The organism is Bradyrhizobium sp. Mp27 (assembly GCF_029953005.1).
Lineage (GTDB): Bacteria > Pseudomonadota > Alphaproteobacteria > Rhizobiales > Xanthobacteraceae > Bradyrhizobium > Bradyrhizobium barranii.
This window is the reverse complement of record NZ_JASAUS010000083.1, coordinates 1-26,147: the sequence shown is the minus strand read 5'-3', so window position 1 is coordinate 26,147 and position 26,147 is coordinate 1. Positions and strand designations below refer to the sequence as shown.

Below are 26,147 nucleotides of genomic sequence, written 5' to 3'. Positions count from 1 at the left end.
ACCGATCCTGGCCATGTGCCAATGCCCCAAGAGCTTCAGCAGGCGATCGAGAAATTCAAGGACTGGACAAGCCAGCATTTGCTGTCCGAGCAGACCAACAGCACGATTACGCAGACTCTTTATCATTACACCGACGTGCGCGGTCTGAAGGGCATTCTCGAAGCCGGACAGATCTGGTTCACCGACTACCGGCACCTCAACGATCCGAGCGAGCTGACCCATGGCATCGACATGGCCCGCGATGTGGCGCACCAAATCGCCACCGGAGCGGATGGCCGTGTTCGGCTGTTTCTCGATTGCTTCCTCGATCTCTTTCGGCACGACAATTTCGCGCCGACCCTGGAGTTCTTCATCGCCTGTTTCAGCCGCGCGCGGGACGACCTCGGCCAATGGCGCGCCTATGCCGACAACGGGCGGGGCGTCGCAATCGGACTTTCCCCCTCGCTGTTCGCCGTCGCCGACGCTCCGCCGCCCGGTCAACTCCCGGAGTTCGTCGGCGCGGTTCGCTACAGTCTCGCCGATGTGTGCGGCCGGCATGAAGCTTGTCTCGAGGAAGCCGCGGCGATCTTTCTCACGACCGCGAACGCCAACGCCAATCTATTGGCTGACAAATCTATCGGCATTCCCTTCATGGACCAGTTCGTCCGCGAAATCATCGCTTCGCCCCTCGTCTGGAACTGCCTGACCTCGAAGCATCCCGCTTATGAACACGAGCAGGAGGTCCGCCTGGTGATGATGGGAACGCCGACTGTCCTCTCGCCCTTCGTCACCACGCGCTTTCGCGGCAGCGAGATCGTTCCCTACATTGCCCAACCGATGCCGCTCCGCGTCCAGCACAAGATCGCCGAAATCGTCGTCGGTCCCGCGGCGCCGCCTGACACGGAGCGGACAGTGCGCACCATGCTCCGTTCCATCGGCATCGACTGGAACTTCCCGATCAGCCGATCCGACATTCCCTATAGGGCATCGTAGGCCGGTCCGGGAAGTGATGGACTGCACCGACTGAGCGAGAACAGAAAAGCATGGTCAACAGTTAGATGTCGTCGCTCTCATTCATGCTGGACTAGATGCCGTACTGCCGGCATCGGCACCTAAGAGCCTGCCGCACGCGCAACTAGTAAAGGCGCAGTAGCAACAAACGTGACTGAACGATCCGGCTCTTCTGTGTAGCATCACTGTTCTGACCATCAGCAAGCACGTGCAGAGTGGCTTCGAGGTTCAAACCCAATTGGGCTTCGCGGCACATGCGGTTGCTTCTTAAGTCGAGAACAAGTTTTGGAGACCGCCAGCCAGCGTAATTCCGGCAACAATGCGCTCCATCATTTTATCGTCATCGACAGCATTCAGTTCCGCGGTGCGCCCTCGAATTGCGAGTTCTCCGTTGTGTAGACGTGTTCTTGCTTGTCTACTCTCCGCTTCCAAACGGCCGCACAGTGGGAAACGGGATGACTCAGCAACAACTTAGCAAGATATGGACAGTCGTCGGCCTGTTTCTGCTCTATTACGCGCTGAATACTTGGATCGTTGTTCAGGGCGGGCAAGAGATGTTCGGCGCCAAACTGATCGTCGGAAACCGCGTCCCCGCCGCGATGTGGGGCATTCCTGTCACATGCCTCGTTCTGTTTGTGAATTCGCTGGTTGGACTGCGCTATGCCCAGCGGACGCCGCCGGGCAACTGGCACGATCGTATCCCGATCGTCGGCTTCGAAAGCATCGTGACGAATTCGCCGGAAGGTAAGGTTTACCAAGGGGTGATGCTCTTCCTGCTGTCCCTTCTTCCCGCAACGGTCCTCATTCATTTCTGGCGCATCTTCAACAGTGCCATGGTCGTCACGACCGATGATCCGCCAAAGCCCGTGAGCAGCATCTGGGACTGGTCCGCGCTCACCAAACTGGATGACCCCGCACGCATCTGCACCGACCTTATCCACATGGGCGGGAAAATGACCTGCGAGAAAAACGCGACCCTTTTGCCGGGACTGGAACCAACACTGTTCGCTGTGCTGACAGCGGTGGCGGTGCTCGCCTTGGCGATACACTGGCATGCTGTGTTCAGGCGAACCTCGGATCACGTTGAGCACACCGGCACGCCTTAATCAGTCGGATGTGGCCTGCTGGATTATCGATGAATGCGCCCGAGCTAGACGGTGCGGCTGTACAAACCTGTCGACGGGTGGCTTCGGTCCCTTGGGCGCTACGCGCGGATATGGTAGACATTGCTATCTACACTCTCTGATTGCGGGGCGAGGCAATGCGTTGGGGTATCTTCCTCCTTCTTGCCGTCCTTGCGGGCGGCGGAGTCTGGTACGCGCTATCAGGCGATAATCTTCGTGACATCGTCAACGCGCATTGGCCACCGGTAACGTCTGAGCAACAGCGCCAGACCGCAATCGACGGCGCGCTCGCCGCCCTGGAAGCGATGCCAAACCCCAACATCGCTGCTGGTGTCGACGTCAAGACAATCGAGATGGTCGCGGGCGAGTTGCTCAAGGGCAAGGGCCTCACGAAGCTGTCGGTCGAGGCGGACCGTCAACTCCTCAAGGTGACCGGATCGTTTGATCTCTCCTTACGTCCTGAGGGCGCTGGCGACGATCCCCAGAAGCGCGCGTGGATCGAACGGCTCAAGCCTCAGGTCGTTGGGCGCGCCGAGTTCTTCCTGAGTGCCACCACGACGATGGTCACCGCGCCAAAGCGCGCCATGCAGGTGAAACTCCTGCCAGCATTCAGATCGCTTCACATCGACAAGATAACGCTCGCAGAGCGATATGATGCCACCGTTGCCGGCGCGGTTCTTGCGAGCCTTCTCGATAGCTATGCGGACAACATCATCGGCACGATGACGAACGCGCCGGTCCTGAATGCCGAATTGCCCGCAAGCCTTCAGGATCAATTCGATCCTTCGGGGCCGATCAAGATCAACCCCACTTCCGGGAGCAGCTTCAAGCTCACTCTGTCATCGCAACCCGTTCGCAGCCCCTACGAACTCGGTAGCGCAGCGCTGCTCATCGACAACAGCCGCGTAATGGTCCTCGCACAACTTACTCCGCCCGGGAGCGCCATAACCGCAAAGACGGTCTCGAAGGGCGCCTTTAGTGACCTTGCTGCCGACTTCACGCACCGCATGTCCGACGGATTTGATCTTCGCGATGTCTCGACTGGCGCGTGGGTCGCCGTTGCGAAGGCGCTGATTGCCGATACCTTCAACCGCGCATTCGCTCAGGCGCAGGCGTGCCTTGCAGGTTCGGGCGCCATTCCGAAGCAGACGTTCGAGCAGAAGATTCCTACACCGGATGCCTCAGCGATTGATTGCACCCCGAAAGGTGACTGTACGCCGACCCAGGCATGCGACCTGAAGCGAGACACACGGGACTGCCGGCGCCCACCTCAGTGCACCCACAATCACGATACGAGGGATTGCAGTGGACTGCGTAAAATTCCCTGCGAGATCGCGAAGGCCGCTCAAAACCAGGCATACGATCGCGCCTTCGACCTATGCAACGCGGGTGCGTGGGTTGTGGATCAGGTGTGCGAAGGCGAGAAAGCCACCCAAAATGGGCTATACGACACGCAGAAGGCTCAGTGCGAAACGGAAAAATCGACTAAGAAGGGCCTATGCGAGGCGCAGAAGACAGCTCTCAAGGGTACCTGCGAGACCTACAAGGGCGCGGTCGACGCGCTTCATCGCACCGGCAATGTTGGAAACTTTGACGGCAGCATTTCTGGCACGGGTGACCTTAGGATATGTTTCCACAACGTGGCATTCGCCCCGGACCTCGCTAAGCTTTCAATGAAGCTTGAAACGACCGGCTCAGCAAGCCTCGATACCAGCTTCAAATTTACGCCGCTCGATGTCGCGGGCCACATTCTCTGTCAGTTGCCGTGGACGGCGGACAAGAATATTCACGTGACCGTACCGTCCCAGTCGATCGGCGTTGATGTTACCCTGGCACGCTCGCCTGGCGGGCCCGAATACCGTGGGCAGTTGAAGGCGTCTCCCATTCGCTTACACTTCGAGCCGAGCCCAACGTCGCTCGTCCTTCAGAACATCAATTTCTACTTGGCCTGTCCGGTCACGGCGCAACTGGTCAACGGCATGACACTCAACTTGGCGCCCTTTGTTCCGGAACTCCTGAAGGACTATACGCACACCCTCGATCCAATCGATTTCTCGTTTGTCCCGACGATTCCAGATCAGCCGCTGTTCGGACGGACCATCAAGCCCACAGCGTCCGAGACCCCCAAGGCCTTGATCGTTTCCGGTGCACCTTAAGCAGGCGTTGTGATGGCGTGTTGCGCCCCTGAAGCTCCGTCCGGACAGCCATCTGGAGCCCTGGCCGTCGCTCGCATGCACCAGCGGCACATCGAGCAATTATTCCGATCATGCAAACACCCATCTTTGAGTACGCCTTCATGCTGTAAACTGAATGGTATTGTTGCTCCTTACCTCCGGAACCTAACGTTTCAGGCTCTTCGCTACAAAACGACCCGCGCCTCGACGCTGGGACAGGGACGCGATAACGTTATCAAGGCGGCGCACCAGGTCATCATACGTAAGGATGTCCATCATATTAGAATACTTGCGCTTGATCACCTCGAGATCGAACAGTTGTTCGTCCGTAAGCGCGGATGTCCCGTCGGCTCGTTTGTCGCGTCCCAACAAGACCATGGCTTTCGGGTTAGTAATTCGGATCTGCATGCCGTTCGGGACCACGCTGGCGTATTTTTTGGTGAGCTGCCGCTCGCCTTCGACGCCCCATTTCGAAAGGTGAAAGAGATATTTCTCGGCCTGCATGACCGTTCCGGATAGCTCCTTCGTCGGAACGCTGTTGCCCCGATAAAGGCCCCGACTCAGCAGCACGTCGTCAAAAGGTTTTTTGATCTCGATGACATCGATACTTCCCCCGGCGTCGATGAGGCAGATGTCGATGAACCTGTTTTTTCGCGTTCCGGGCTTGGAATAAAAATCTGCCACAGTGACGCCTTCGAGCACGGCAACGTATTTTGGAAAGAGCAGGAGGATTACCTTGATGATCAGCCGCTGCCAGTCCTTCTCGCTGTACGATGTTGCATCTCCGAGCCAAGCCAATATGATTTCGCGCAACAGCACGTACTTGTCGATTTCGGCTTGTATGAGGTCAGGCTGATCCAGGGAAGCGGCCGACACAATGGAGCCTCGGCGATCAAGATAGGCCTCGTATTTCTCTCGCGCTGCCGCATTGCCATCGAAAAACTCTCCCACTATCGTCTCAACTCGCGCGGCGGCGTAGCGATCAAGCTCGGTCGAGTTCGGGAATTTTGCCAGAAGCTCGCGGAAAATCTCGACCGGTATCCCGTCTTGCCGTGAACCTCCGACGACGATCTCGCCGGAGGTTGGCTTCACCTTCTCGATGCGCGGGAAAATGCGGGTGTTGCGCTCCGCGATGAAGGTCCTGCGCTCAAGGCGGAGGCCATTGACCGCAATCAGCACATCGTGGTCGCACCCCAAAATCCGGCCCGGAATCCGATAATAGCCAGCTTTCTTCTCCGCGAAGCGGAATTCGTAGATCGGCTCCTCGCCGCCGCGCTTCGAAGGAGCCTTCAACAGGTCGGCGGATTCAAAGGTGAAGCCATTGCTTACGGTGACCTCGCCGCCGTCCTTCAGCCGTTTGGAGACCCACTCAGGATCGTTGTTCTCGACTTCGTACAGGAGGACTAATCCTCGGTCGTCCTCTTCAAAGCTGATCATGCCGGACGACCAATGCTCTGCGCCCATGACCACGGTCGCAAGGAAGCTGGCGCACCCTCAAACATAGAACTTGAATGGCTGACGTTCCTCTCCTTTCGCCGACCCCATGGTGAGGACGTCTCCGACCATCCGCGCAAATCGGACAGTGACGGGCAGGCCATCATTGAAGTTGCAGGAATTGTAGTTGATTTTGGTGAGACCCATGATGTCTGCGAGCACCGTGCGGATGTCCGGCTTTGCGTTTTTGCTCTTCATGACGGTGATATGCAGCGGATTGGGTGTCTCTGGCCCAATGTAAGTATCGAGCTGTGGCACATAACCCGTCGTCCAGAGATAGGCCGTCTGATCATCGAGCAGGAGCGCGGTCCCGCGCAGCACGGGATAGTCGCCATCGCGGAAAAGCTTGGTCTCGCCGCCTGTCGATCGAATGCGCACGCCGATGATGTTGGTTCCTTTCGGCGCCGCCTCGACAAAGGCGTTCCACTCTTCGTCGTTAAAATAGGTCTGCCCATGGATGAAAAGCTCCTTAGGCGGGCCGCCATGCGTCTCGGCAATCAAGACGGCCGCGATCCCAATCATCTCGTGCTCGGATCACGGTTCGGCTATCAGCCGCTGGCAGGCGTCATTGCAGCGGCCGGCCGCCATCTCGATGTGATCTCCTTCAATTGCTACGAGTTCGACCCCGGTCCGGTCATTGACGCTTATGCTGCCACCGGTAAGCCATGCCTGATCGCCGAATTCTCATTCCGAGGCGACGACGCGAGCTTGCCGAATACCAAAGGGGCGGGGCCACGGCTGGCTACTCAGCTCGACCGCGCCCGGGCTTTCGAGGGCTACGTTGCGGCAGCCCTCAGCAAGCCGAATGTAGTCGGTTATCACTGGTTCGAGCATGCCGATCAGCCGGCGCAGGGGCGTTTTGACGGTGAAGATTCGAATTTTGGCACGGTGACGATCGACGATCGGGTCTATGACGAGCTGACGAAGACGATGACCAGGGTCAACGCCGCGGCAGAACGTATTCATGCCGCTGCCGTCCCGGCTGTGATCTGATCGTTACAGCGAGGGAAGGCGTCAGGTCTCGGATCTTGGCTGATTGGTTTCGGCGTCGAACACCACGGCCATGGTGCGAAACACGCTTGAGGGATTGACGCTGATCGAATCGATTCCAAGTCCCGTCAAATATCGTGCGATCTCCGGATAGTTCGCAGGCGCTTCGCCGCAGATGCCGATATGGCGACCGTTGCGCTTTGCGCCGACCACCGCCTGCCGGAACATCTCCAGCATTCCCGGGTCGCGTTCGTCGAAGTCGAAGGCTACGATCTCGGAATCCCGGTCGACCCCCAGCGTGAGCTGGGTGAGATCGTTGGAACCGATCGAAAACCCATCGAATAACTGAGAAAACGCGTCGATCTGGATGACGTTATTCGGGATCTCGCACATGACGTAAATTTCGAGACCGTCTTCGCCGCGTCTCAGTCCGTTGGCCGCCATCGTGGCGATCACGCGACGGCCTTCCTCCACGGTTCGGCAGAACGGCACCATGACGCGCAGATTGGAGAGACCCATCTCCTTTCGCACCAGGCGAAGCGCCGCGCACTCCAGCGCAAATCCTTCGGTGTAGGCGGGATGACTGTAGCGCGAGGCACCCCGGAATCCCAGCATCGGATTCTCTTCCCTGGGCTCAAAGCCTTCCCCGCCAATCAGGCTGGCATATTCGTTGGTCTTGAAATCGGAAAGCCGTACGATCACTGGCTTCGGATAGAATGCCGCGGCGATGGTGCCGACGCCTTCCGCCAGTCGCTGAACAAAGAAGTCGGCCGGGCTTTTGAAGCCCTTCGTCAGGCGTGCGATTGCGGCCCGCGCCTTGGTCGACTTGATTTTGTCCGGCTTGAGCAGCGCCATCGGGTGAACGCCGATATGTTCGCTGATGATGAACTCCATGCGGGCGAGGCCAACTCCGGCCTGCGGCTGCATGGCGGCGCGAAATGCCATTTCCGGGGTTCCGACATTGACCATGATGGCCGTGCGCGGCTGCCGGAGTTCGCTCACTGGCGTCTTGGTAATGTCGAAGGCAACCGCCCCCTGATATACGCTGCCGTTATCTCCCTCCGCACAGCAGATCGTGACGTCGGTCCCGCTCTTGATCTTCTCGGTCGCGTGTGTGGCACCCACCACGGCGGGGATGCCCAGCTCTCGCGCCACGATGGCGGCATGGCAGGTGCGACCGCCCTTGTCGGTGATAATGCCGGCTGCGATCTTCATGACCGGTTCCCAATCAGGACTGGTGGCCGGCGCCACCAGGATTTCACCCGGCCTGAAGGCTGCAAGATCGCGCGCGGTCGAGATGCGGCGCGTACGCCCAGCTGCGATCTTCTCTCCTACCGCGCGGCCATTGACGATGACCGAGCCATGTCCCTTGAGATTGTAGGTCTCGTAGACGTCCGTCGAACGCTGGGAGGCAACGGTCTCGGGCCGGGCCTGAATGATGTATAGCTTCCCGTCGACACCGTCCTTGGCCCATTCGATGTCCATCGGCATCGAAACGCCGGCATGTCGGGAGTAGTGGGCTTCGATCCGGACCGCGATCTCGGCGAGGCTCAGGACCTCCGGATCGGAAATGCAGAACTTCTGTCGTTCGGCGTCAGGCACATTGCGCGTGAGCGTCGCATGGCTGCCCCCGCGCTTGCCGTAGATCATGCGGATCTGCTTGGCTCCGAGCCGGCGCCGCAGCACCCGGCGATATCCTTGGCTGAGCGTGGGCTTGTGGACGTAGAATTCATCTGGATCGACCTGGCCCTGCACGATGGTTTCGCCGAGACCGTAGCAGCCGGTGACAAAGACCACGTCACGAAAGCCGGATTCGGTATCGAGCGTGAAGACGACACCGCTGGCCGCCAGATCGGAGTGGACCATTTTCATCACGGCGACAGAAAGCGCGACCTTGAAATGATCGAAGCCGTTGTCGATGCGATAGGAAATCGCGCGATCGGTGAAAATGGAGGCAAAGCAGCGCCGGCAAGCTTCGAACAAGTCTTTGGGCCCGCGCACATTAAGAAAGCTTTCGTGCTGGCCTGCAAAACTCGCCGTCGGCAGGTCCTCGGCGGTCGCAGAGCTCCGTACGGCGACGGCAACGCCGGTCCCGGCCTCGCGTTCAAGCTGCCGATAGGCTTCTACGGTCTGCTCGCGCAGCAGCGGCGTGTCCATCGCCTTGTATATGATCTCGCGGGCCTTAGCGGCCTTGCTCGTGAGGTGCTTGATCTTGCTCTTGTCGATCCCATCGAGAAGCCGGTGAAGCTCGTCCGCCACACCGCCCCGCAATAGCGCTTCGCGATAGGCGTCTGCCGTGATGGCGAAGCCATTGGGGACGGCAATCCCTTGGGATGCGAGAGCTGAATACAATTCGCCGAGCGAAGCGGTCTTGCCGCCGACCAGCCCGACGTCGCCCAATCCGATTTCGAGGAAAGATCTGATATATCCGGACATGCAAGCAGCAGATCACGCCCAGCCTGCCCGGCCTTGAGGCAGGTCAATCCTTCAATGGATTTACGTGTCTCCCTATAAGCCCTCGATCACGTTCCGGAGCAGGGTCTGGACACGCTCAGCCGATGCCTTGAGGTCAGGATTTTCAATTGCCTGCATCGACGCGACGGGATCAATGGCAGCGATTTCGGTGCGATCGTGAGCGATCTCCTGAACGACGACGTTGCAGGGCAGCATGGTGCCGACCTTGTCCTCAAGCTGGAGTGCTTCGTAGGCAAGCTGTGGATTGCATGCCCCAAGGATACGATAGTTTCGGAAATCGACACCGAGCTTGTCCTTGAACGTTCGCGTGACGTCGATTTCCGTGATGATGCCGAAGCCGCCTTGCTTGAGTGCTTCGGTAGTGCGTCGCACGGCTTCGTCGAACCCGACCTGCAAGGTCTTGCTGAAGTAATAGCCCATTTTGAAATCCCTCCTGGTGAGCTGGCATCAGGCTCGACCGTGAACAGGAAACAATCCGAACTCTCGTTTTCAAGAGCGCTGACGTCCTACCAAAGGTGCCGCCAAAAGCGACCCCGGTCCGAAGGCGAATCCAGCCGGCTCTTCTGCTCGTCGCTGAGCGTGGCGTAGAAGGCCTCAAAAGCGGGACGCATGGTCTTCACGGCCTGCAGCATCGCCTCCATGCGCTTCTCCATGAACTCCATTCGACCGACCGCGGTGGGCGGCACTTCAGTCGGACAGGCGAGGCGCAGGGCCTCGGAGGCTTTGTCGGATGCCGCCTTCAATTCATCGAACTTGGCACGTTGAGCATCTGTTGGTTTGATGACCTGTTCGAGCCGGTCGATGCGCCATCCGGAAAAGCCGGCGGCAGCAGGGCTGCATGTGCCTCGGAATCCACCTCGGTCCATGAATCCCGGCCCCATCATCATGCCGGACCCCATCATGTCTCGTCCCCATCCATGCGCTCCAGGTCCGTAAGGCTGCGCGTTGGCGCCTATGGAAGACATTGCGATGGTGAGCAATACCGAAGCGGCTGCAACGAGTTGATTGAATTTGAGCATGGTATGGTCCTCCATTGCTGTCAATCTCTCGGTCGAGATCCGAAACGTCCCACCTTATGAGGCAATCCTCGACAAGCCGTTGAGATGGATCAAATTGTAGCGCGTTGGGAGATCGCAGCTGCAGCGACGTCTCGTAGAATCGGTACGAGCCAACGGTCCTTGCCATGAAGACAATCAGTGATTTCCGGTACCGAACGACACTGATTGGCCGGCTAATGATCGCCCTCCTGGACTTTACTCTCCGGCGAGGTCGCGGCTGCGATAGCGAGTTGAACGGTGGCGTCCTGCGTCTTGATGGCCCGGGTCAGGGAAAGCAGCCGTCGGCGGGTGTCGTAAAGCTGATCAAGCAGCGACAGCACCACCGGTAGCGCGCTGTCATCAACGTCGAGTTCATAGGTCAGCGTACAGATGAGACGGATTCGCGCGCATTCCATGTCGGAGAACATCAGCGCCCCTCCGTCCTGTTGCGGCGCGACCAGTTCCTCGCTGATCCAACGTTCGAGATCGCTGCGCTGGAGCGCCGAGATGGTCGCCAAAAGATCATCGACAGCCATCATGGCTCCATCTCCTTGCGTGGATCCTGTGGGTTTTTCGGCCGCCATGCCTCCAGAAATTGCACCAGTTCGGGTTCTTCGGCCGTGGGAAGGATCACCTTCAGCGTGATCAATTGATGTCCGCGCTGCCCGGTCTTTCGGTTGCGGATACCTCGCTCGCGCAGCCGCAGCGTGGTGCCGGAATTCGAACCCTTCGGGACTGTCACCGTCACCGGTTGAGTTATTGTCGGCACCTCGATCTTACCCCCCAGCACCGCCTCCCGCAGGGTCACGGGTATTTCGACATGGACGTTGTCGTCCTTGCGTTGGAAGAACGGATGCGGCTGGATGTGCAATTCGACATAGGCATCGCCTGGCGGCCCGCCGCCATAACCGGGCATTCCTTGGCCTTTCAGCCGCAGCATCTGTCGGTCCTCGGCGCCCTCGGGCACAGTCACCTCCAGGGTCTTGCCGTCCGGCAGTGTGATGGTGCGGGCGGCGCCGCTGGCGGCGTCCACGAAGGCCATCGGCAGCACATAGCTCACATCCTGACCGCGCGCCCGGAATGCCCTCTCTGATCGTTGCCCTTTGCCGGCAAACGCTTTTGCCAGGAATTCTTCCAGATCTTCGTTGCTGTCAAATCCATCCTGCGCGGCGTGCGAGGTGTAGGCAGGCCCATCGGCGAAGTCGCGATAGAACCGCTCCTGCGGTCGCTCTGCGCCGCTGGTGTCGATCTCACCCGCGTCAAAGCGCCGCCGCTTCTCCTTGTCCTTGAGCAGATCGTTGGCAGCCGAGATGGCCTTGAACTTGGTTTCCGCCTCCTTGTCGCCCGGATGGAGGTCAGGATGAAATTTGCGCGCGAGTTTTTTGAAGGCGCTCTTGATTTCCTTGTCGGTCGCGGATCGGGTTACGCCAAGGGTCTCGTAAGGGTCTTTCATTCACCTGATCCCCGAAGGTCTACGAAATCCAGTCAATCTTCGCGGCCTTTCTGGGAACCGGCGCCACCGCTGTTTTGGGATGCCCTACGATAATGGGGGCGACTGGCACGGTCGTGCCGGAGAGCTGGAGCGACGACTTCCCCTCCGACGTTCCAAGCCAGCCCTGCGCAAACCCGATCCAGCATGTTCCCAATCCGGCGGCGCAGGCCGCCAGCATCAAGTTCTCAGCCGCCAGGGCGCAATCCTCAACGACCCATGGGCCCTCGGGCGCCGAGATCACGACCAATGCCGGAGCGTGATAGAATATGTCGAAATCGGGATTTTCGAGGATGCTTTGGAAGTGATGCGATGCCAGCGCCGCCGCTGAGGTCTTGAGCATATGGGCCTTTGCCTCGCGCGAAATGCACGCGAGCAATGCTTTGTCCCGCACAACCCTAAAGAGCCATGGCTGCTGATTGACGGCGCTAGGCGCCTGGATGGCAGCGTCAATGAGTTGCCTCAACGTGTCCTCGTCCACCGGTTGCGACGTGAATTCGCGCACGGCGCGCCGACTATAGATGGCTTCCTTGAGATCCATGGCCGTCTCCATTTGCATCCAATGGATTAATCCTGACGCGCTCGTCGTTTCTCGGGTTGATGTCGATCAAATCGATGGAGGCGCAATGGTCCTAGGTTGAGTGCCATTGGAGGTTGATGCCGAGATGCAGGAGCCGCCATCATGGGATCGTCAGCGCTGAATCCAGATCACTCTGAAGAGGTGAAGTCGTTTCCCGCGCTCCGGGCGGAGATGGTCAAGCACAATATCGCCGCGCGCGGTGTGCGTGACGAACTCGTGCTCGAGGCAATGGGCAAGGTGCCGCGAGAGCTGTTCCTGCCAGCGAAGCTTCGCGAATTTGCCAACGAAGATTCGCCGCTCCCGATCGCCGGGGAGCAGACCATTTCTCAGCCCTACATCGTCGCTTTCATGGCGGAGGCGCTGATGCTCGAGGGCGGCGAGAAGGTGCTGGAGATCGGAGCCGGCTCCGGTTACGCCGCCGCGGTGCTGTCGGAGATTGCGGCCGATGTGTACACGGTCGAACGCCTCGGTCCGCTCGCGGAAAAGGCGGCGGTCACACTTGCGGAACTCGGTTACGATAACGTCCACGTTCTGCATGGTGACGGGACCAAAGGCTGGCCCGAGCATGCGCCCTACGACGCCATCGTGGTGGCCGCCGGCGGTCCGCAGGTTCCAAAGGCGCTCAAGGAGCAGTTGAAGATCGGCGGCAGGTTGATGATTCCGGTCGGCGCCGATCAGCATAGCCAGGAATTGGTACGCGTCATCCGCGTTTCGAAGGACGAGTATCGCAACGAAGACATTGCCGATGTCCGCTTCGTTCCATTGATCGGAGAGGAGGGGTGGGCGACTGCAAAAGGCGAGACCGCGCCCGTGCGACGAGCGCTTCGGCCGGTCGCTCCGGATGAGGAAGCGCTGGTCCGTAATCTCGCCGACGCCGCTGAATCGTTTCCATCCATCGAGGCGGCCGATCTCGGCCCGCTGATGGAGCGTATCGGGTCGGCGCGCGTCGTGCTGCTCGGCGAGGCAACCCATGGTACCTCCGAGTTTTACCGGATGCGCGAACGCATCACTCGGGATCTGATCGTCAAGAAGGGTTTTCGCTTCGTGGCGATCGAGGCGGACTGGCCAGATGCCGCTCGTGTCGACCACTATGTGCGGCATTTCGAATATCCGCCGTCGGAGTGGACGGCGTTCGCACGGTTTCCGACCTGGATGTGGCGAAACACCGAGGTGCGCGATTTCGTCAGCTGGTTACGCAAGCACAACGGCACGGTAGACAAGAGCAAGCGCGTCGCGTTTCACGGTCTCGATCTCTACAGCCTCTACGATTCAATTCGGTCGGTCCTGAACTATCTCGACGAAGTCGATCCCGCGTCCGCGCGTGTGGCCCGCGAACGCTATGGTTGCCTGACGCCGTGGCAACGCGATCCCGCCACGTACGGCCATGCGGCGTTGACCGGATCCTATCCGACTTGCGAATCCGACGTGGCGCGCGCGCTCACTGATCTCCTGGCGAAGCGCCGGACGTATGCCGAGCACGATGGCGAACGCTTCCTCGATGCTGAGCAGAATGCGCGCCTGGTGGCCAACGCCGAGCGCTATTACCGGATCATGTATTACGGCTCGCGCGCGTCATGGAACCTGCGCGACAGTCACATGTTCGACACCTTGAAGAACCTGCTGGCATTTCATTGGCCGGACGCGACTGAGATGGCCGCCCGCGGCGAGCACAATATCGGCCAGCTCTGCCGCAAGGAGTTTGGCGCCCAAGCGTATCTGGTTGGCTTCGGCACGCACAGCGGCACGGTCGCCGCGGCATCCGATTGGGGCGGCCCGATGGAGGTCAAGACCGTCCGCCCGTCGCTCCCCAACAGCTATGAACAGCTGTGTCACGCAGTGGGCCTTCCACGCTTCATGCTCGGCCTGCGCGGTCGCAGCGAACTCTGCGGTCCAAAGGGTCTTGGCAAGGAACAGCTTGAGCGGGCCATCGGCGTGATCTACAGGCCCGAAACCGAACTTGCGAGCCACTACTTCCAAGCCAGTTTGCCGCAGCAGTTCGACGAATACATCTGGTTTGACGACACCCGGGCGGTAACCCCGCTGGACACGGCCGAGATCGCCGGGCTTCCGGACACTTATCCGTTCGGAGTGTGATCACGTAATGAGCAGTTCAACGAGAGAAGGTTAAATGAGCAAGGATGATCAGAGGGCGCGGGCGCCCATAACGAAGCATGAGCCGGAGCTGCCCGCACCGGACCGAGGCCTTGGCGCCCTGGAGACGAAGCGGGCTGGTCGGGCGATCAAGGATGCCCTTGAGGATGATGAGGTGAGAGCGACACTTAGACTCCATCACCGGGACAAGCGTCCGTAGCCTGCATGTTGCATGCAACTTTACGCTTCGGCATCGCGTGAGCATCACAGATGGAAGCAGTCCAGTCGACGAACTTGGAGGACGCTGAGGGTGAAGATACGGGTCGGCTATGAGATGATTTACGACTTTCCGCAGCCCACACCCATGATCATGGTCCTGGGGGTCCATTTTACCCGGGCTTCGGACGTTATCGTACCCGATTATCTAACCACTGACCCCTCAGTTGCGATCGTCCCATATCGTGACGGCTTCGGCAATTGGTGCAGCCGCATCGTTGCTCCAGGTGGCCGGATGCGCCTGGCGGCTGACGGTATCGTTCGCGACACGGGCTTGCCGGATGTCGTTGTGCCCACGGCTTCGCAACACGCGATCGAAGACTTGCCAGCAGATACGATCGCATATCTTCTTGGCAGTCGCTATTGCGAAACCGACCTGCTGTCCGATGTCGCGTGGAAGCTTTTTGAAAAGGAACCGCCTGGATGGGCGCGCGTTCAGGCAATCTGCGATTTCGTTCACAATCACATTCAATTTGGCTACGAGTACGCGCGCGCAACAAAGACGTCATGGCAAGTATTCAACGAGGGTAAGGGCGTTTGTCGCGACTACGCGCATCTGGCCATCACCTTTTGCCGCTGCATGAATATTCCGGCAAGATATTGCACTGGCTATTTAGGCGACATTGGCATGCCGCCGCCATATGCTCCGGGCGATTTCGCCGGGTGGTTCGAAGCCTACATTGGCGGCCGTTGGTACGCGTTTGATCCGCGTAATAACGTTCGCCGTATCGGACGTATATTGATTGCCCAAGGACGTGACGCTGCTGACGTCCACATTACCCATACGTTCGGGCCCAATACCTTGGTCAGCTTCAAGGTGTGGGACCGATGAGATCAAGTGTTAGCAATCGCGAGCACAGCCGCCGCCTGACGATACGAGATCTTGCGTCGGCCTTGGTCAGTGTTGAGGCTGCTAGGCCGCAGCAGCCGTCTATGAGCTCTTGATCTGCATCAAGCGTTCTTTTCGTATCTCAAGCAGAATACCAAGTGTAGTCGCCCGAGTGTGTCAGATGCGACGTCGTGTCAAGCAGACGAAAGCCTTGGAAGAGCGCCTTGGCGAAGAGGCGAGGCGGTTGCGTCAGCAAGCTAATTGCTTCCTGCCGGCGCCGGGCGCGACAAACTGATGCGCAAGGCCCGGCAGGCCGAAATTGGCCTGCGGATCAGCAATTGGCTGCGCTGACCGGGTCTTAAGCCGCTGGAGTAGTTTTCCGCAACTAGGACCGGTGGCTGCTGGAATATCAAACTTGTTATCGTTGGTATTGGAGTAAGCTATGAACAGCGCGTTCACGCCTCCAGGACAAGAGCCCGTTCGACCGGAGCCATTTCGACAGCCCGAGGATTGCCCCCGCGCATTTTGCGTTGCGATTGAGGCGGGGCAGACGGAAGTCGAAAGGCTAAAGCACACGGAGGCTCAATTGCGAGCGGCTCTCGCGCGTGAACAGGTGCTGCTAGATCAGAAAGACGAATTAATTAGGCACAAAGATCTGATGAGCCGTGAGTCCGATCATAGGCTGATGAACGGCCTTCAGATGGTTGCAAGCTTGCTTTCACTGCAAAGTCGGGAAGCGCCGAACGCTAAAGACAGCCGATCAACTGAAGATCGCTGCAAATCGCGTCGCCACAATAGCCAGCGTACATAAGCGCCTTCACGCTCTTGATCACGTCGGAAGTGTCGAGCTCAAGAGTTATCTTGAGAACATCTGCCACGATCTGAAGGGGATTCTTCCGGGCGGGCATCGGAATCTTACAGTTGAAGGGATTGCGGTGGAAGTGCCGACCACGATCGGAGTACCGTTGGGATACATTGTCAGTGAGCTTGTTACGAACTCCGCCAAACATGCCGACGGAAAGATCACAATAAGATTGGGCATGAGTGCGGGAGGCTACGAACTCTCGGTCTCTGACGACGGCCCCGGCTTTCCAAAGGGATTTGATCCAACGAAGTCGAAAGGTCTCGGGATGAAGATCGTTTCATCGTTGGTCAATCAAATCGGCGGCCAGACGATCTTCGGCGTAAACCCTTCGGGGCAAGGCGCGCGTTTCACGGTGCGATTCACGCTCGATAGGCGATCAGATTCCGTTGCAGAGAGTCCTGCCCCGAAAAGCGTACTATCTGGCATGGGCGGTCAACGGCTGCCTGTTTCTCTTAACACACGACCGATGTGTCCGGTGTGTAAGCACCGGATGGCCTTGGCACGCGTCTCTCCTGGCAAGCGTGGTTTTGAGGAGCGTACATTTGAATGCTCGACCTGCGAACGTACGGAAATTGTGTCTTTCGCGGTGGATCCAATGAAAACAGATGCTGTCGGCTGGTTGGCAGGCGAGTTAAAGCCACCGCTATAATGCGGCGACGACTTTGCATGACCGAATGCGACTATTTCTTCCGCTCTTTCGTGGGTGCGAAGTGGAGTGTTGTCGAGTAACAAGAGCTGCGAAAGCCGGGAGCGGGCACGGTTCACGCGACTCTTTATCGTCCCGACTGCACAGTGACAAACTTTTGCTGCGTCTTGATACAAAAATCCGGATACACCAACCAGAGTGAGTGCTTCACGCTGATCAATCGGGAGCTTTGCGAGCGCCTCACGGAGTTCCTGGAATTCCAGATGGCTGATTTGATCGGGGTGCGACTCCAGCTTTTCGGCAGCGCGGCCGTCGACGTCTTCCACCTCGCGCCGTCCTTTACGGTACTCCGACCTGAAATGGTTTCTTAGAATCGTGAATAGCCACGCCGGCATGTTGGTGCCCAGCTGAAACGAGTCAATGTTAGATAGCGCGCGCAGCAGGGTCTCCTGCACCAAATCATCGGCGCGGTCGGCATTTCGGCACAATGAAATTGCGAAAGCGCGAAGACTTGGGACGGCAGCCAGCATTAGATCGCGGGATGCAGGCATTGGACTTGGAAGGAGCTTGTCTCGCTGGTCAACCTGCTGAACCAAGGAAGCCGGTCGCGGGATAGACGGGATAGACAAGGCAGGTGCTGGTTGAATTGCGACGAGGCCGATTGCGGGCAACTCCGCAGAACCGGTCGAACGAACGGCAATCATCAAATATACTCCAGGTGTCCTTATCCGGCGGGCACCGCGCCTTTTGGCAGGTAGTGGATTAAGTAGTCATATGGGTACGCCAACCCCAAATAGCCATGCATGAGTTCAGGCGCATCGGTCGATATTCGGTTTGACCGCTCGATAGTCCTAACCGGTGACTAGGTCGAGCTAACGCCACGTCGGCACGTTCAATTCGGTCGAAGTCGATTGCAGGGTCGGCAGCCGCTTTGACCGCCAGTTCAAACGGTGCCCGCGAGTTTCATACCCAGAGCTGGTTGACCCAAATCAATATTGCTCTTTCAAATTTCCGATCTGATCTCGATGCTTCGGAGCGGACGAAGTCCGCAGCTGTCAGAGATGGAGCCCAGTGATGAATTTCGGGAGAACTCTGCTCGGTGCCGGTTTCGTTGCCGCAGCAACGTCAGCGCTCGCGGCCAATGTCACCGGTGCAGGCGCGACGTTTCCGTTTCCGCTGTATTCCAAATGGGCCGACGCCTATCACAAGGAGACCGGAAACAACCTGAACTACCAGTCGATCGGATCCGGCGGTGGTATCAAGCAGGTCCAGGCCAAAACCGTTACATTTGGTGCCACCGACATGCCACTAAAGGCCGAGCAGCTCGAGAAGGATGGGTTGACGCAGTGGCCGATGGTGATGGGGGCAATCGTTCCCGTGGTCAATCTCGAGTCCGTAAAGCCTGGTGAGCTGGTGTTTGATGGCGAAACGCTGGCCGACATCTATCTCGGCAAAATCACGAAGTGGAACGATCTGGCAATCAAGAAGCTCAATCCTAATGTGAAGCTGCCGAACGAAGCGATCGCGGGGGTGCATCGTTCTGATGGTTCAGGCACGACCTTCAATTTCACTAACTACCTGTCCAAGGTCAGTGCGGACTGGAAGTCCAAGGTCGGCGAGGGCGCCGCCGTTGAGTGGCCGATCGGCGTCGGAGCTAAGGGTAACGAAGGCGTCTCCGGGAACGTGGGCCAGACCAGGAATTCGATCGGCTATGTAGAGTACGCCTATGCCAAGCAGAATAAGATGACCTACACCGCGATGGTCAATAGGGCTGGCGCTATCGTGCAGCCAAACGTGGAGGCCTTCCAAGCTGCCGCCTCGAATGCCGACTGGGCCAAGGCCCCAGGCTACTATCTTGTCCTCACTGATCAGCCTGGCGAGAGGTCGTGGCCCGTCACCGCATCGACCTTCATCCTGATGCGCAAGGAGCCGTCTGACAAAGCCGCTTCCACGGAGGCCATCAAGTTCTTCAGATGGGCATTCGTGAAGGGCTCCAAGACGGCCGAGGAGCTCGACTACATTCCGATGCCTGACAACGTGATAGAGCTAATCGAGAAGACTTGGTCGGCCGATATCAAGGGTTGAGTGCGATCGTCTTCGGCCCCCAAACGCATCAAATACGATCCCATTGATCAAGCCAAATTGGACGCGATGCGAACCTACCGATCGGTGGAGTGTCGTGGCGACGAAGACTCCGGACTCCTCTTGTTGAGGGCAATTTGGCAGATGCACGGGGCCTATTACCCGACGGCATCACTGCGGGCGTCGATAATCAGTTAGGCCGCGGAGCTCTCGCTCGCCACAGCCACTTGCGGAACGAACGAGCAATCACCATATAGAGCTTATCGAGTTTCGGCCGAACGACTTGGCCTCGCCGCTTAAAGCGCGCCTGACTGACGACCCTCCCTCCAGATCTCGAATTCGCATGCTGCGCTGAGCGCGGCTTCAAACACTATATCCTAAAGGACGATCACCCATGAATACGGGAACTGTGAAGTGGTTTAACGGCCAAAAAGGCTTTGGCTTCATTCAACCAGACCAAGGAAGCCAAGATGTCTTCGTTCATATCAGCGCGGTTGAACGCGCCGGCATGAGCAGCCTCGATGAGGGACAGAAGGTCTCTTTCGACATCGTTGCTGACCGCCGGACCGGCAAGTCTGCAGCAGAGAATCTGCGGGCCGCCTAAACTGCCATCGGTGCCTTTGATGCTTTGACCACGGATGTACTGGCAGAGCGTCTGGTTTCGTAGCCCCGCGACCGGTCACCGGCCGCGGGGTTGTTTTTGCTACCCCCGTATAAACGTGGCCCAACTGGCAGCTTGAGTGCGACAGTCCGCGGACCAGAGCAATGCGGTCCCGCAGCTCTTCGAATGATTGCGATGTGCGTTGTATGTATTGATTGCGCGTGTTCGCGATAACTGCCGAGTAGTGGCATTTGCTGCGATCGTCACCATATAAGATGGATGGCAAAATGGCAGAAATCGAGTGCGCGGCAGCCCCACAAGACGAAGGCTGAACTGCGTGAGATGTTGACCGAGGCCGTTCGCAATACGCCCAGTTCAGGCTTGCGCTCAAAGCCTCTGGGAAGCGCAGCGGCATTGCCGATCGGGCGGCCGCTCGCGGCGATTGCGCTACCGCAGTCAACATAACGGCTCGTTGGTCGCATACCGAGCGAAGCCTTTCGAACATTCGTGAAGGAGCAGGATGCGCAAGTTTCCCAAGCCCACCAAACAAGAGATCGACGAGGGACCTCAAAAGGTTTCCTTTCAGATCGCGAATGGAAATGCGCGTCAGACCTGCGTTCTGCAAACCGCTCTCCCAACGAAAGTGCAGGCGCAGAAGTACCTTCTTACGAATTGGCCGGCTATTGAAAAGATGGCACGCAACGCTCTCGCGGCAGGGAGCGTAGAAGACGGCTTGATCACACTCATAGTGAACTGAGCGGCTTTAATCGAAGCCACGACGATGTGCTCATGGCCGCGAAGCAACGCGGCAGCCGGCTGCGTTGCCCCAGATTCCCAACGCGGATGGTGTTAGTTGAGTCTCTTAGTTCAATAAGGTTCGGACCCTTGTAACGGCGTCATAGATCTTGAGCATTGGATAAGTCGATTTGAGTTTGTGCGCCGATGCCGCGGCAGCTTCAGCTGTGCCAAACTCCGACTTGAAGTGCCCGTCGACAACGATCACAGATCCTTCCGTCGGCGGCCTCCAACTTGGAAGGCTCATCTGCTCTTTGCCGCAGGTTGAAGAAATATCCGCTCATGTCGGCCTTGATGTAGCGCAAAAATAACTTGGTCATCTGGAGGCAGAAAGGCCGGTCATGATGAGGAAGCCGCAAGCGAGATCGCGCATCAGCGAGGTTGACCAAATGAGCGAAGATAGCTTTGCATTGCTGCGCCGAAAGCCGTCGGATCGAGCTCATTCGCCGAGAGAAATCTTCGCTCAGAATGATTGCCCGATCGAGCGCAGATGCGGTGATACTCAATCGTAACGTGGTGCCGATCCTAATCTTGGTAATAGCGGTCGTGGACGGGTGACGACTGGCAACCTTGACGATGGAGCGGAATGTTAGTCTCGTACCTGACAAACATCAGTACTGCCGCTCCCCTTGGCACCACGATAAGAGAGGTCGTAACCATCTAGCTCTTATCCGGTACCGCCTCGGCCTCGATAGCTGCGACAAGCTCGGGCGCAAGGTGAGCGGACAAGCGCTGAATGATGTTGAGTAGCTGCAAGATTTCCTGCTCACGTAAGGCGTCAATCTTGTTGTGCAGCAATTCGATCTCGAGTTCAGCTTTCACATTAATCCGATAGTCGTGTTCTGCATGCCTGCGGTCAATCTCAGATTGGCGGTTTTGGCTCATCATGATGATGGGCGCTGCGTAAGCCGCCTGGAAGGAGAGAACCAAGTTCAGCAAAATGAAGGGATAAGGGTCCCAATGTTTGATGAATGCTATCATGTTCAGCATGATCCAAATGCCAAGAAGGACGCTTTGGATGATGATGAAGCGCCAAGAACCAACTGTTTCAGCGACCCGGTCGGCAAGCATCGCGCCCGGCGTCAGTGCGAGCTTGGGTAAGTTGCGGGCTGGCTTTTGAGTCCGGAGTTCTCGCAGCCGCTCCTGGTCTTCTGGACTGAGGTGGACTTTGTGGGTTTGCTCATTGGTCATTGTTGCATCCACAGTTGAGAGGGGTCTACGGGCCACGGGAGGAAGCTAGTGCTACCATCGACGGCTGTTGCCTGATCTCTGTTGCCGAAAATCCGTGAACGTGAATTGGGCGCGCTCTTGTGGCAAAGTCAGTAGCTACAAAGGCGATGAGGCGTCCTGCGCTGGCCGCGACGCCGGGTTCGCTAGGCCGCGCCGGCCAGCAGAGGAAGGAGTGATCCGGATGACTATACCAGCGAAAGCCGAGGCGCCACCGCCGACCGTCTTTGTTTTGGAGATCGACGGTCAGCCGATTCTGGCGTTCAGAGCTGCGACGATTCGTCAGGCCAGAGAACTCGGCAAGGAGGACTGGCTGCAAGATGACTTGAAGCGAATGATGATCGGACACAGGCCGCTTTGGAATGGGAAGTCGCCGATCAGGGTGCGTCGCGCCAAGCCAGAAGAAGAAGTGCACTACGTTGACGCGAAAACGGAGAATGCTGCAGGTGATTCGCCTTTGGTCTTTCTGGTTCGGCGGGACGATCAAGCGGATGCAAGTAGTCCCGTCACCCGTGGATCATTTCCGCCCCGGAGATGATTTCGAGGAACACCTTATCGGAGGACTGGGGCAACCCGGTTGACGAAAGAGATTATCGCACCTGCTGCACTGATGCACGTTCTTCCAAACGGCATCCCCATTTAGCGGCCAAGTGCCTCGAGGAAATTCTCGCGCCATGCCGTAATGCTATTGCGGCGCAGCACCACCATCATGGCCTGCCAACGCTCGCGTCTCTCCTTAAGTGGCATCCCCAGTGCTGTCTGTAATGCTTCGCCGACGGCGTCGGGGTCATAGGGGTTGGCGATCACGGCAGCGTCGAGTTCATAGGCCGCGCCGGCGAAGGGTGAGAGAATGAGCACGCCGGGGTCATCGGGGTCCTGTGCAGCGACATACTCCTTGGCAACCAGGTTCATTCCGTCGCGCAACGGAGTGACAAGAGCGGCGCGACTGAGCCGAAAGAAGCCAGCGAGCGAGCGCTGCGAAAAGCTCCTGTTCAAATACTGGATCGGTGCCCAATCGAGTTCCGCGAAGCGACCGGCCACGTCGCCTGCCAGTGCACCGAGCCTCTATTCAGGGACGTCGCTGCGCGTTGCGGTGGCGATCTGCAGCAAGCGGACGTGGTTGCGGTATGCGGGATAGCCCTCGAGAAAGCCGGCGAACGCTTTGAACCGGTGCTCGAGGCCCTTACTGTAGTCCAGCCGGTCCACCCCAATGATGAGCTGGCGCCCCCGCAGGCTCTCCTGCAGCCGGCGTGCCGTTCGAGACGTCACAGCGCGACTGGCCATTTGGGCAATCGCTTCAGTATCGATCCCGATCGGGAAGGTGCCGGCGCGAAGAACGCGATCGAAAGCCTGAATCTGGCCGTCGGACGAAACCTTGCCTCCTGCGCGGCGAACGATGGCGTCATGGAAGGCGGTCAGATCCTCCACCGTTTGGAAGCCGACGAGGTCGTAAGCGCACAGTGATTTCAGCAGGTCGCCGTAGCGGGGGAGGGTCGCCAGCACCCCCAAAGACGGAAACGGCGTATGCAAGAAGAACCCGATCCGTTGTGGGGCGCCGGCGCGGCGAAGTTCCTCGGCCATCGGGATCAGATGATAGTCATGGACCCAGACGAGGTCACTCGGCCTGAGCAGGGGCGCGAGGGCGTCGGCGAGCAGGGCGTTCACCCGTCGATAGGCGGCCAAGTCCCGGCGGCTAAAGTTCACGAGGTCAAGACGATAGTGGAATAAGGGCCACAGTGCCGCGTTGCAGAAGCCGCTGTAATAACCGTCATGGTCCGCGCGGGTAAGATCGACGGTAGCGTACGTCACTCCCTCGGTCTCAAAAACGTTCGGCTCTGGTGCTGTTTCTCCAAGCTTGCCACTCCACCCGAACCATAGTCCTCCAGCCTGATGCAGAGCGTCGACGAGGCCAGTCACAAGGCCGCCGCTGCGCTGCGCAGCTTTTCCCGGCAAGGCGACACGGTTGGAGACGATGACCAAGCGGCTCAAGCGGGGGGTCCTCTCCGCGCTGTAAGGGCTGCGTCAAGCCGAGCCGCCAAAAGGTCTCGGCGAACACGGCAACGCAGATGACCGACCGGTAACATCCGCCGGAGCCCACTTTCACCTCGCTCCCCAGGCGAAGATCCACAAGTCCTTCCACCGGAACCGATGGTTCCGTCATCAGGCAATCGGGCGGCGACGCATGGATATCGAGCGGTAAGATCAAGGCGTTACTCGCCAAACATATAGATCTTCTCGCGGGAAATACAGAATACTCTGCCGACGAGCTGAGCTGTGGCCGCCGTCTAAATCCGATCTTCTCAGCTGCGGCATTCTCGGTACTGGAAGGATTGGTGTTGCGGATCGGCCCGCGATCGACCGAATGGCGCTTACCTGCGATATGTGCGATTATCCAGCATGGTCCAAAAGAAAGGTCGAAGGACAGCGCCGGAAGAAGAAATGGCAACCGCTCTCGATCGTTGGAACGAGGAAGGCGGAGCGCAGGAGCAGGCGTGGCCCTTACCTTATAGAGCGAGTGATTTGCGGGACGTGGAGCGCAGAGTCCTGGAATGTCTGGGGGCCGCCCTTGTCAGCGAATGGAATGATCTGCCTACTGACGTCCAACGCAGGCTCTTCGAGCACGCGGCCTCGGGAAAATCGCACGACGCCATCGTGTTGAAGACGCGGATTGCCCGTTTCCTGCACGATCGTAAGGACGCCGCGCGTGTGCGCTGACAGCCAAGCTCGGCACAAAGAGCACGGTAAACGGATTGCTTCACTATAACGCCGATGCGAAGCTGTTTCTGAAGGACAGCCGATCATGACCATGCGCTCCCGACGCGAAACCGTCACCTTCAAGCATCCCTTCCGGATCAAGGGCATCGACCGCCTCTTGCCTCCGGGCGCCTACGAGGTCATCACCGATGAGGAGATGATCGAAGGATTGTCGTTCGCGTCGTTTCGCCGGGTTGCCACTATGATCATGGTACCGGCGGCGCCGCCGCGCAATTCAACGATGGAGATGATTTCCATCAGCCCGGTCGATTTGGCTGACGCGCAGCGCATTGATGCCGACGCGCCTCACGAGTGACGAGACGCTCGATCTCGGCAAGCACCGCTGAATCGTGATGCTCTGAGCGTATATCGTTTCGGGACGGTCTTGTTCGTCCTTCTGCGGCCGCTTATGTGCTGACTAGCACTCGTTAGCCGCGATTGCTATTTCGTCCAAAGCAACAACAACCAGAAAATGGGAGGATAGCATGAAATTCCGTCCGCTTCACGACCGCGTCGTGGTCAAGCGTATCGAAGCCGAAGAGAAGACCGCCGGTGGGATCATCATTCCGGACAGCGCCAAAGAAACACCCTCGCAGGGCGAAATCACGGCGGTCGGTCCTGGTGGCCGGGACGAAGCTGGCAAGCTGATTCCCATCGATCTCAAGGTTGGCGACCGCGTTTTCTGTTCGGCAAGTGGTCAGGCAACGAGGTCAAGCTTGATGGTCAGGACCTTCTGATCATGAAGGAAAGCGACATTATGGGCGTTCTCACTGAGCTGCCCGCCGCCAAGAAGAAGGTCGCCTAAGCGCCAGTCTGTTTTGCTTATCCTAAGCAGCCAGCGTCTCGAAGGAAAAGGATAAGGCCCGCAAGTTGAAATCGCGTCCCTAAAGGGCTCGCTGAGTCGCTTGGTCTTTCGGATTTGACAGTTGAAAACGGAGATCATTATGTCGGCCAAAGAAGTTAAGTTCGGCGTCGATGCCCGCGACCGCATGCTGCGCGGTGTCGAAATTCTCAACAATGCGGTCAAGGTCACGCTCGGTCCCAAGGGCCGCAACGTCGTGCTCGACAAGTCGTTCGGCGCCCCCCGCATCACCAAGGACGGCGTCACCGTTGCCAAGGAAATTGAGCTTGAGGACAAGTTCGAGAATATGGGCGCGCAGATGGTGCGAGAAGTCGCCTCCAAGTCGGCAGATGCGGCCGGCGACGGCACCACCACCGCGACCGTGCTCGCGGCTGCGATCGTTCGTGAAGGCGCAAAGTCGGTTGCCGCCGGCATGAACCCGATGGACCTGAAGCGTGGTATCGACCTCGCGGTCGAGGCCGTCGTTGCGGACCTCCAGAAGAACTCCAAGAAGGTCACCTCGAACGACGAGATCGCCCAGGTCGGCACCATCTCGGCCAACGGCGACCAGGAGATCGGCAAGTTCCTCTCCGACGCCATGAAGAAGGTCGGCAACGAGGGCGTCATCACGGTTGAAGAAGCCAAATCGCTCGAGACCGAGCTCGAAGTCGTCGAAGGCATGCAGTTCGACCGCGGCTACATCTCGCCCTACTTCGTCACCAACGCCGACAAGATGCGCGTTGAGATGGACGACGCCTACATCCTCATCAACGAGAAGAAGCTCTCC

22 protein-coding genes and 4 pseudogenes are annotated in these 26,147 nt (G+C 58.5%); 14 read left to right on the top strand and 12 right to left on the bottom strand.

Annotation, left to right across the window (positions count from 1 at the left end):
• The first annotated feature begins 21 nt into the window (after positions 1-21).
• The 3 genes from QJT78_RS31875 (at position 22) to QJT78_RS31865 (ending at position 4,270) form a co-directional block, all read left to right on the top strand.
• The gene (locus tag QJT78_RS31875; protein ID WP_028152100.1) at positions 22-972 is read left to right on the top strand and encodes a DUF2971 domain-containing protein; all 951 of its coding nucleotides are present in this window, start codon (positions 22-24) and stop codon (positions 970-972) included.
• 473 nt (positions 973-1,445) lie between these two features.
• Positions 1,446-2,096 carry a hypothetical protein gene (locus tag QJT78_RS31870; protein WP_028152101.1) on the top strand — a complete coding sequence of 217 codons (651 nt, stop codon included), beginning with the start codon at positions 1,446-1,448 and terminating at the stop codon, positions 2,094-2,096.
• A gap of 155 nt (positions 2,097-2,251) precedes the next feature.
• Complete coding sequence (locus QJT78_RS31865) at positions 2,252-4,270, top strand: hypothetical protein (protein ID WP_038944413.1); 2,019 nt, start codon at positions 2,252-2,254, stop codon at positions 4,268-4,270.
• A gap of 183 nt (positions 4,271-4,453) precedes the next feature.
• Here the strand turns inward: QJT78_RS31865 and QJT78_RS31860 are convergent, their stop codons facing one another.
• Complete coding sequence (locus tag QJT78_RS31860; RefSeq protein WP_240537686.1) at positions 4,454-5,752, bottom strand: Shedu immune nuclease family protein; 1,299 nt, start codon at positions 5,750-5,752, stop codon at positions 4,454-4,456.
• Positions 5,753-5,782: 30 nt separating this feature from the next.
• A complete protein-coding gene (locus QJT78_RS31855; protein WP_038944412.1) occupies positions 5,783-6,283 on the bottom strand; it encodes a hypothetical protein in 501 nt (166 codons plus the stop codon).
• Between the two features lie 9 nt (positions 6,284-6,292).
• Here QJT78_RS31855 and QJT78_RS31850 point away from each other — a divergent pair.
• A pseudogene (locus tag QJT78_RS31850) lies at positions 6,293-6,775 on the top strand (agarase); the annotation flags it as partial.
• A gap of 21 nt (positions 6,776-6,796) precedes the next feature.
• On the opposite strand, the gene ppsA reads toward QJT78_RS31850, so the two are convergent.
• From ppsA to QJT78_RS31820, 6 genes are all read right to left on the bottom strand, one after another.
• Positions 6,797-9,208, bottom strand: a complete 2,412-nt coding sequence (ppsA, locus tag QJT78_RS31845; RefSeq protein ID WP_038944410.1) for a phosphoenolpyruvate synthase — start codon at positions 9,206-9,208, stop codon at positions 6,797-6,799.
• A 72-nt stretch (positions 9,209-9,280) separates the two neighbouring features.
• Positions 9,281-9,667: a DUF302 domain-containing protein gene (locus QJT78_RS31840; protein ID WP_038944409.1), complete on the bottom strand. Its 387-nt coding sequence runs from the start codon at positions 9,665-9,667 to the stop codon at positions 9,281-9,283.
• Positions 9,668-9,753: 86 nt separating this feature from the next.
• Entirely contained in the window at positions 9,754-10,266 is a 513-nt protein-coding gene (locus tag QJT78_RS31835) for a Spy/CpxP family protein refolding chaperone (RefSeq protein ID WP_038944408.1), read from the bottom strand.
• A gap of 212 nt (positions 10,267-10,478) precedes the next feature.
• Complete coding sequence (locus tag QJT78_RS31830; protein ID WP_038944407.1) at positions 10,479-10,823, bottom strand: chaperone modulator CbpM; 345 nt, start codon at positions 10,821-10,823, stop codon at positions 10,479-10,481.
• Positions 10,820-11,737, bottom strand: coding sequence for a J domain-containing protein (locus QJT78_RS31825; protein ID WP_038944405.1), 918 nt, complete (start codon positions 11,735-11,737; stop codon positions 10,820-10,822). Before QJT78_RS31825 ends, QJT78_RS31830 begins: the two co-directional genes overlap by 4 nt.
• Before the next feature lie 19 nt (positions 11,738-11,756).
• On the bottom strand, positions 11,757-12,314 hold the full coding sequence (locus QJT78_RS31820) for a nitroreductase (protein ID WP_038944404.1): 558 nt from the start codon (positions 12,312-12,314) through the stop codon (positions 11,757-11,759).
• 141 nt (positions 12,315-12,455) lie between these two features.
• Here QJT78_RS31820 and QJT78_RS31815 point away from each other — a divergent pair, with 141 nt between their 5' ends.
• Positions 12,456-14,447, top strand: a complete 1,992-nt coding sequence (locus QJT78_RS31815; protein ID WP_038944403.1) for a protein-L-isoaspartate(D-aspartate) O-methyltransferase — start codon at positions 12,456-12,458, stop codon at positions 14,445-14,447.
• Between the two features lie 307 nt (positions 14,448-14,754).
• On the top strand, positions 14,755-15,552 hold the full coding sequence (locus QJT78_RS31810; RefSeq protein ID WP_038944400.1) for a transglutaminase family protein: 798 nt from the start codon (positions 14,755-14,757) through the stop codon (positions 15,550-15,552).
• A gap of 246 nt (positions 15,553-15,798) precedes the next feature.
• Here QJT78_RS31810 and QJT78_RS31805 read toward each other — a convergent pair whose 3' ends face one another.
• The gene (locus tag QJT78_RS31805) at positions 15,799-16,008 is read right to left on the bottom strand and encodes a hypothetical protein (protein ID WP_157790306.1); all 210 of its coding nucleotides are present in this window, start codon (positions 16,006-16,008) and stop codon (positions 15,799-15,801) included.
• A 1,126-nt stretch (positions 16,009-17,134) separates the two neighbouring features.
• Positions 17,135-17,611 (bottom strand): annotated as a pseudogene (locus QJT78_RS31800) (sigma-70 family RNA polymerase sigma factor); the annotation flags it as partial.
• 523 nt (positions 17,612-18,134) lie between these two features.
• Here QJT78_RS31800 and pstS point away from each other — a divergent pair.
• The 3 genes from pstS to QJT78_RS31785 all read left to right on the top strand — a co-directional run bounded on the left by pstS (position 18,135) and on the right by QJT78_RS31785 (position 20,500).
• The gene (gene pstS / locus QJT78_RS31795) at positions 18,135-19,145 is read left to right on the top strand and encodes a phosphate ABC transporter substrate-binding protein PstS (protein WP_281460404.1); all 1,011 of its coding nucleotides are present in this window, start codon (positions 18,135-18,137) and stop codon (positions 19,143-19,145) included.
• Between the two features lie 391 nt (positions 19,146-19,536).
• On the top strand, positions 19,537-19,746 hold the full coding sequence (locus QJT78_RS31790) for a cold-shock protein (RefSeq protein ID WP_028153817.1): 210 nt from the start codon (positions 19,537-19,539) through the stop codon (positions 19,744-19,746).
• 517 nt (positions 19,747-20,263) lie between these two features.
• Positions 20,264-20,500 (top strand): hypothetical protein, encoded by a 237-nt coding sequence (locus QJT78_RS31785; protein WP_028153816.1) that lies wholly within the window; start codon positions 20,264-20,266, stop codon positions 20,498-20,500.
• Positions 20,501-21,198: 698 nt separating this feature from the next.
• On the opposite strand, the gene QJT78_RS31780 is transcribed toward QJT78_RS31785, so the two are convergent.
• Positions 21,199-21,729, bottom strand: coding sequence for a DUF1003 domain-containing protein (locus QJT78_RS31780; RefSeq protein ID WP_038945601.1), 531 nt, complete (start codon positions 21,727-21,729; stop codon positions 21,199-21,201).
• A 220-nt stretch (positions 21,730-21,949) separates the two neighbouring features.
• On the opposite strand from QJT78_RS31780, the gene QJT78_RS31775 reads away from it, so the two are divergent.
• Positions 21,950-22,303: a hypothetical protein gene (locus QJT78_RS31775; RefSeq protein WP_193375711.1), complete on the top strand. Its 354-nt coding sequence runs from the start codon at positions 21,950-21,952 to the stop codon at positions 22,301-22,303.
• Positions 22,304-22,404: 101 nt separating this feature from the next.
• On the opposite strand, the pseudogene QJT78_RS31770 reads toward QJT78_RS31775, so the two are convergent.
• Positions 22,405-23,754: pseudogene (locus tag QJT78_RS31770) on the bottom strand (trehalose-6-phosphate synthase).
• A gap of 450 nt (positions 23,755-24,204) precedes the next feature.
• On the opposite strand from QJT78_RS31770, the gene QJT78_RS31765 reads away from it, so the two are divergent.
• From QJT78_RS31765 to groEL, 4 genes and pseudogenes are all read left to right on the top strand, one after another.
• Positions 24,205-24,480, top strand: coding sequence for a hypothetical protein (locus tag QJT78_RS31765; protein WP_038945602.1), 276 nt, complete (start codon positions 24,205-24,207; stop codon positions 24,478-24,480).
• A gap of 85 nt (positions 24,481-24,565) precedes the next feature.
• A complete protein-coding gene (locus QJT78_RS31760; protein ID WP_028153813.1) occupies positions 24,566-24,835 on the top strand; it encodes a hypothetical protein in 270 nt (89 codons plus the stop codon).
• A 169-nt stretch (positions 24,836-25,004) separates the two neighbouring features.
• Positions 25,005-25,324: pseudogene (locus QJT78_RS31755) on the top strand (co-chaperone GroES).
• 139 nt (positions 25,325-25,463) lie between these two features.
• The coding region (groEL, locus tag QJT78_RS31750) for a chaperonin GroEL (RefSeq protein WP_281460403.1) at positions 25,464-26,147 on the top strand (684 nt) is incomplete at its 3' end.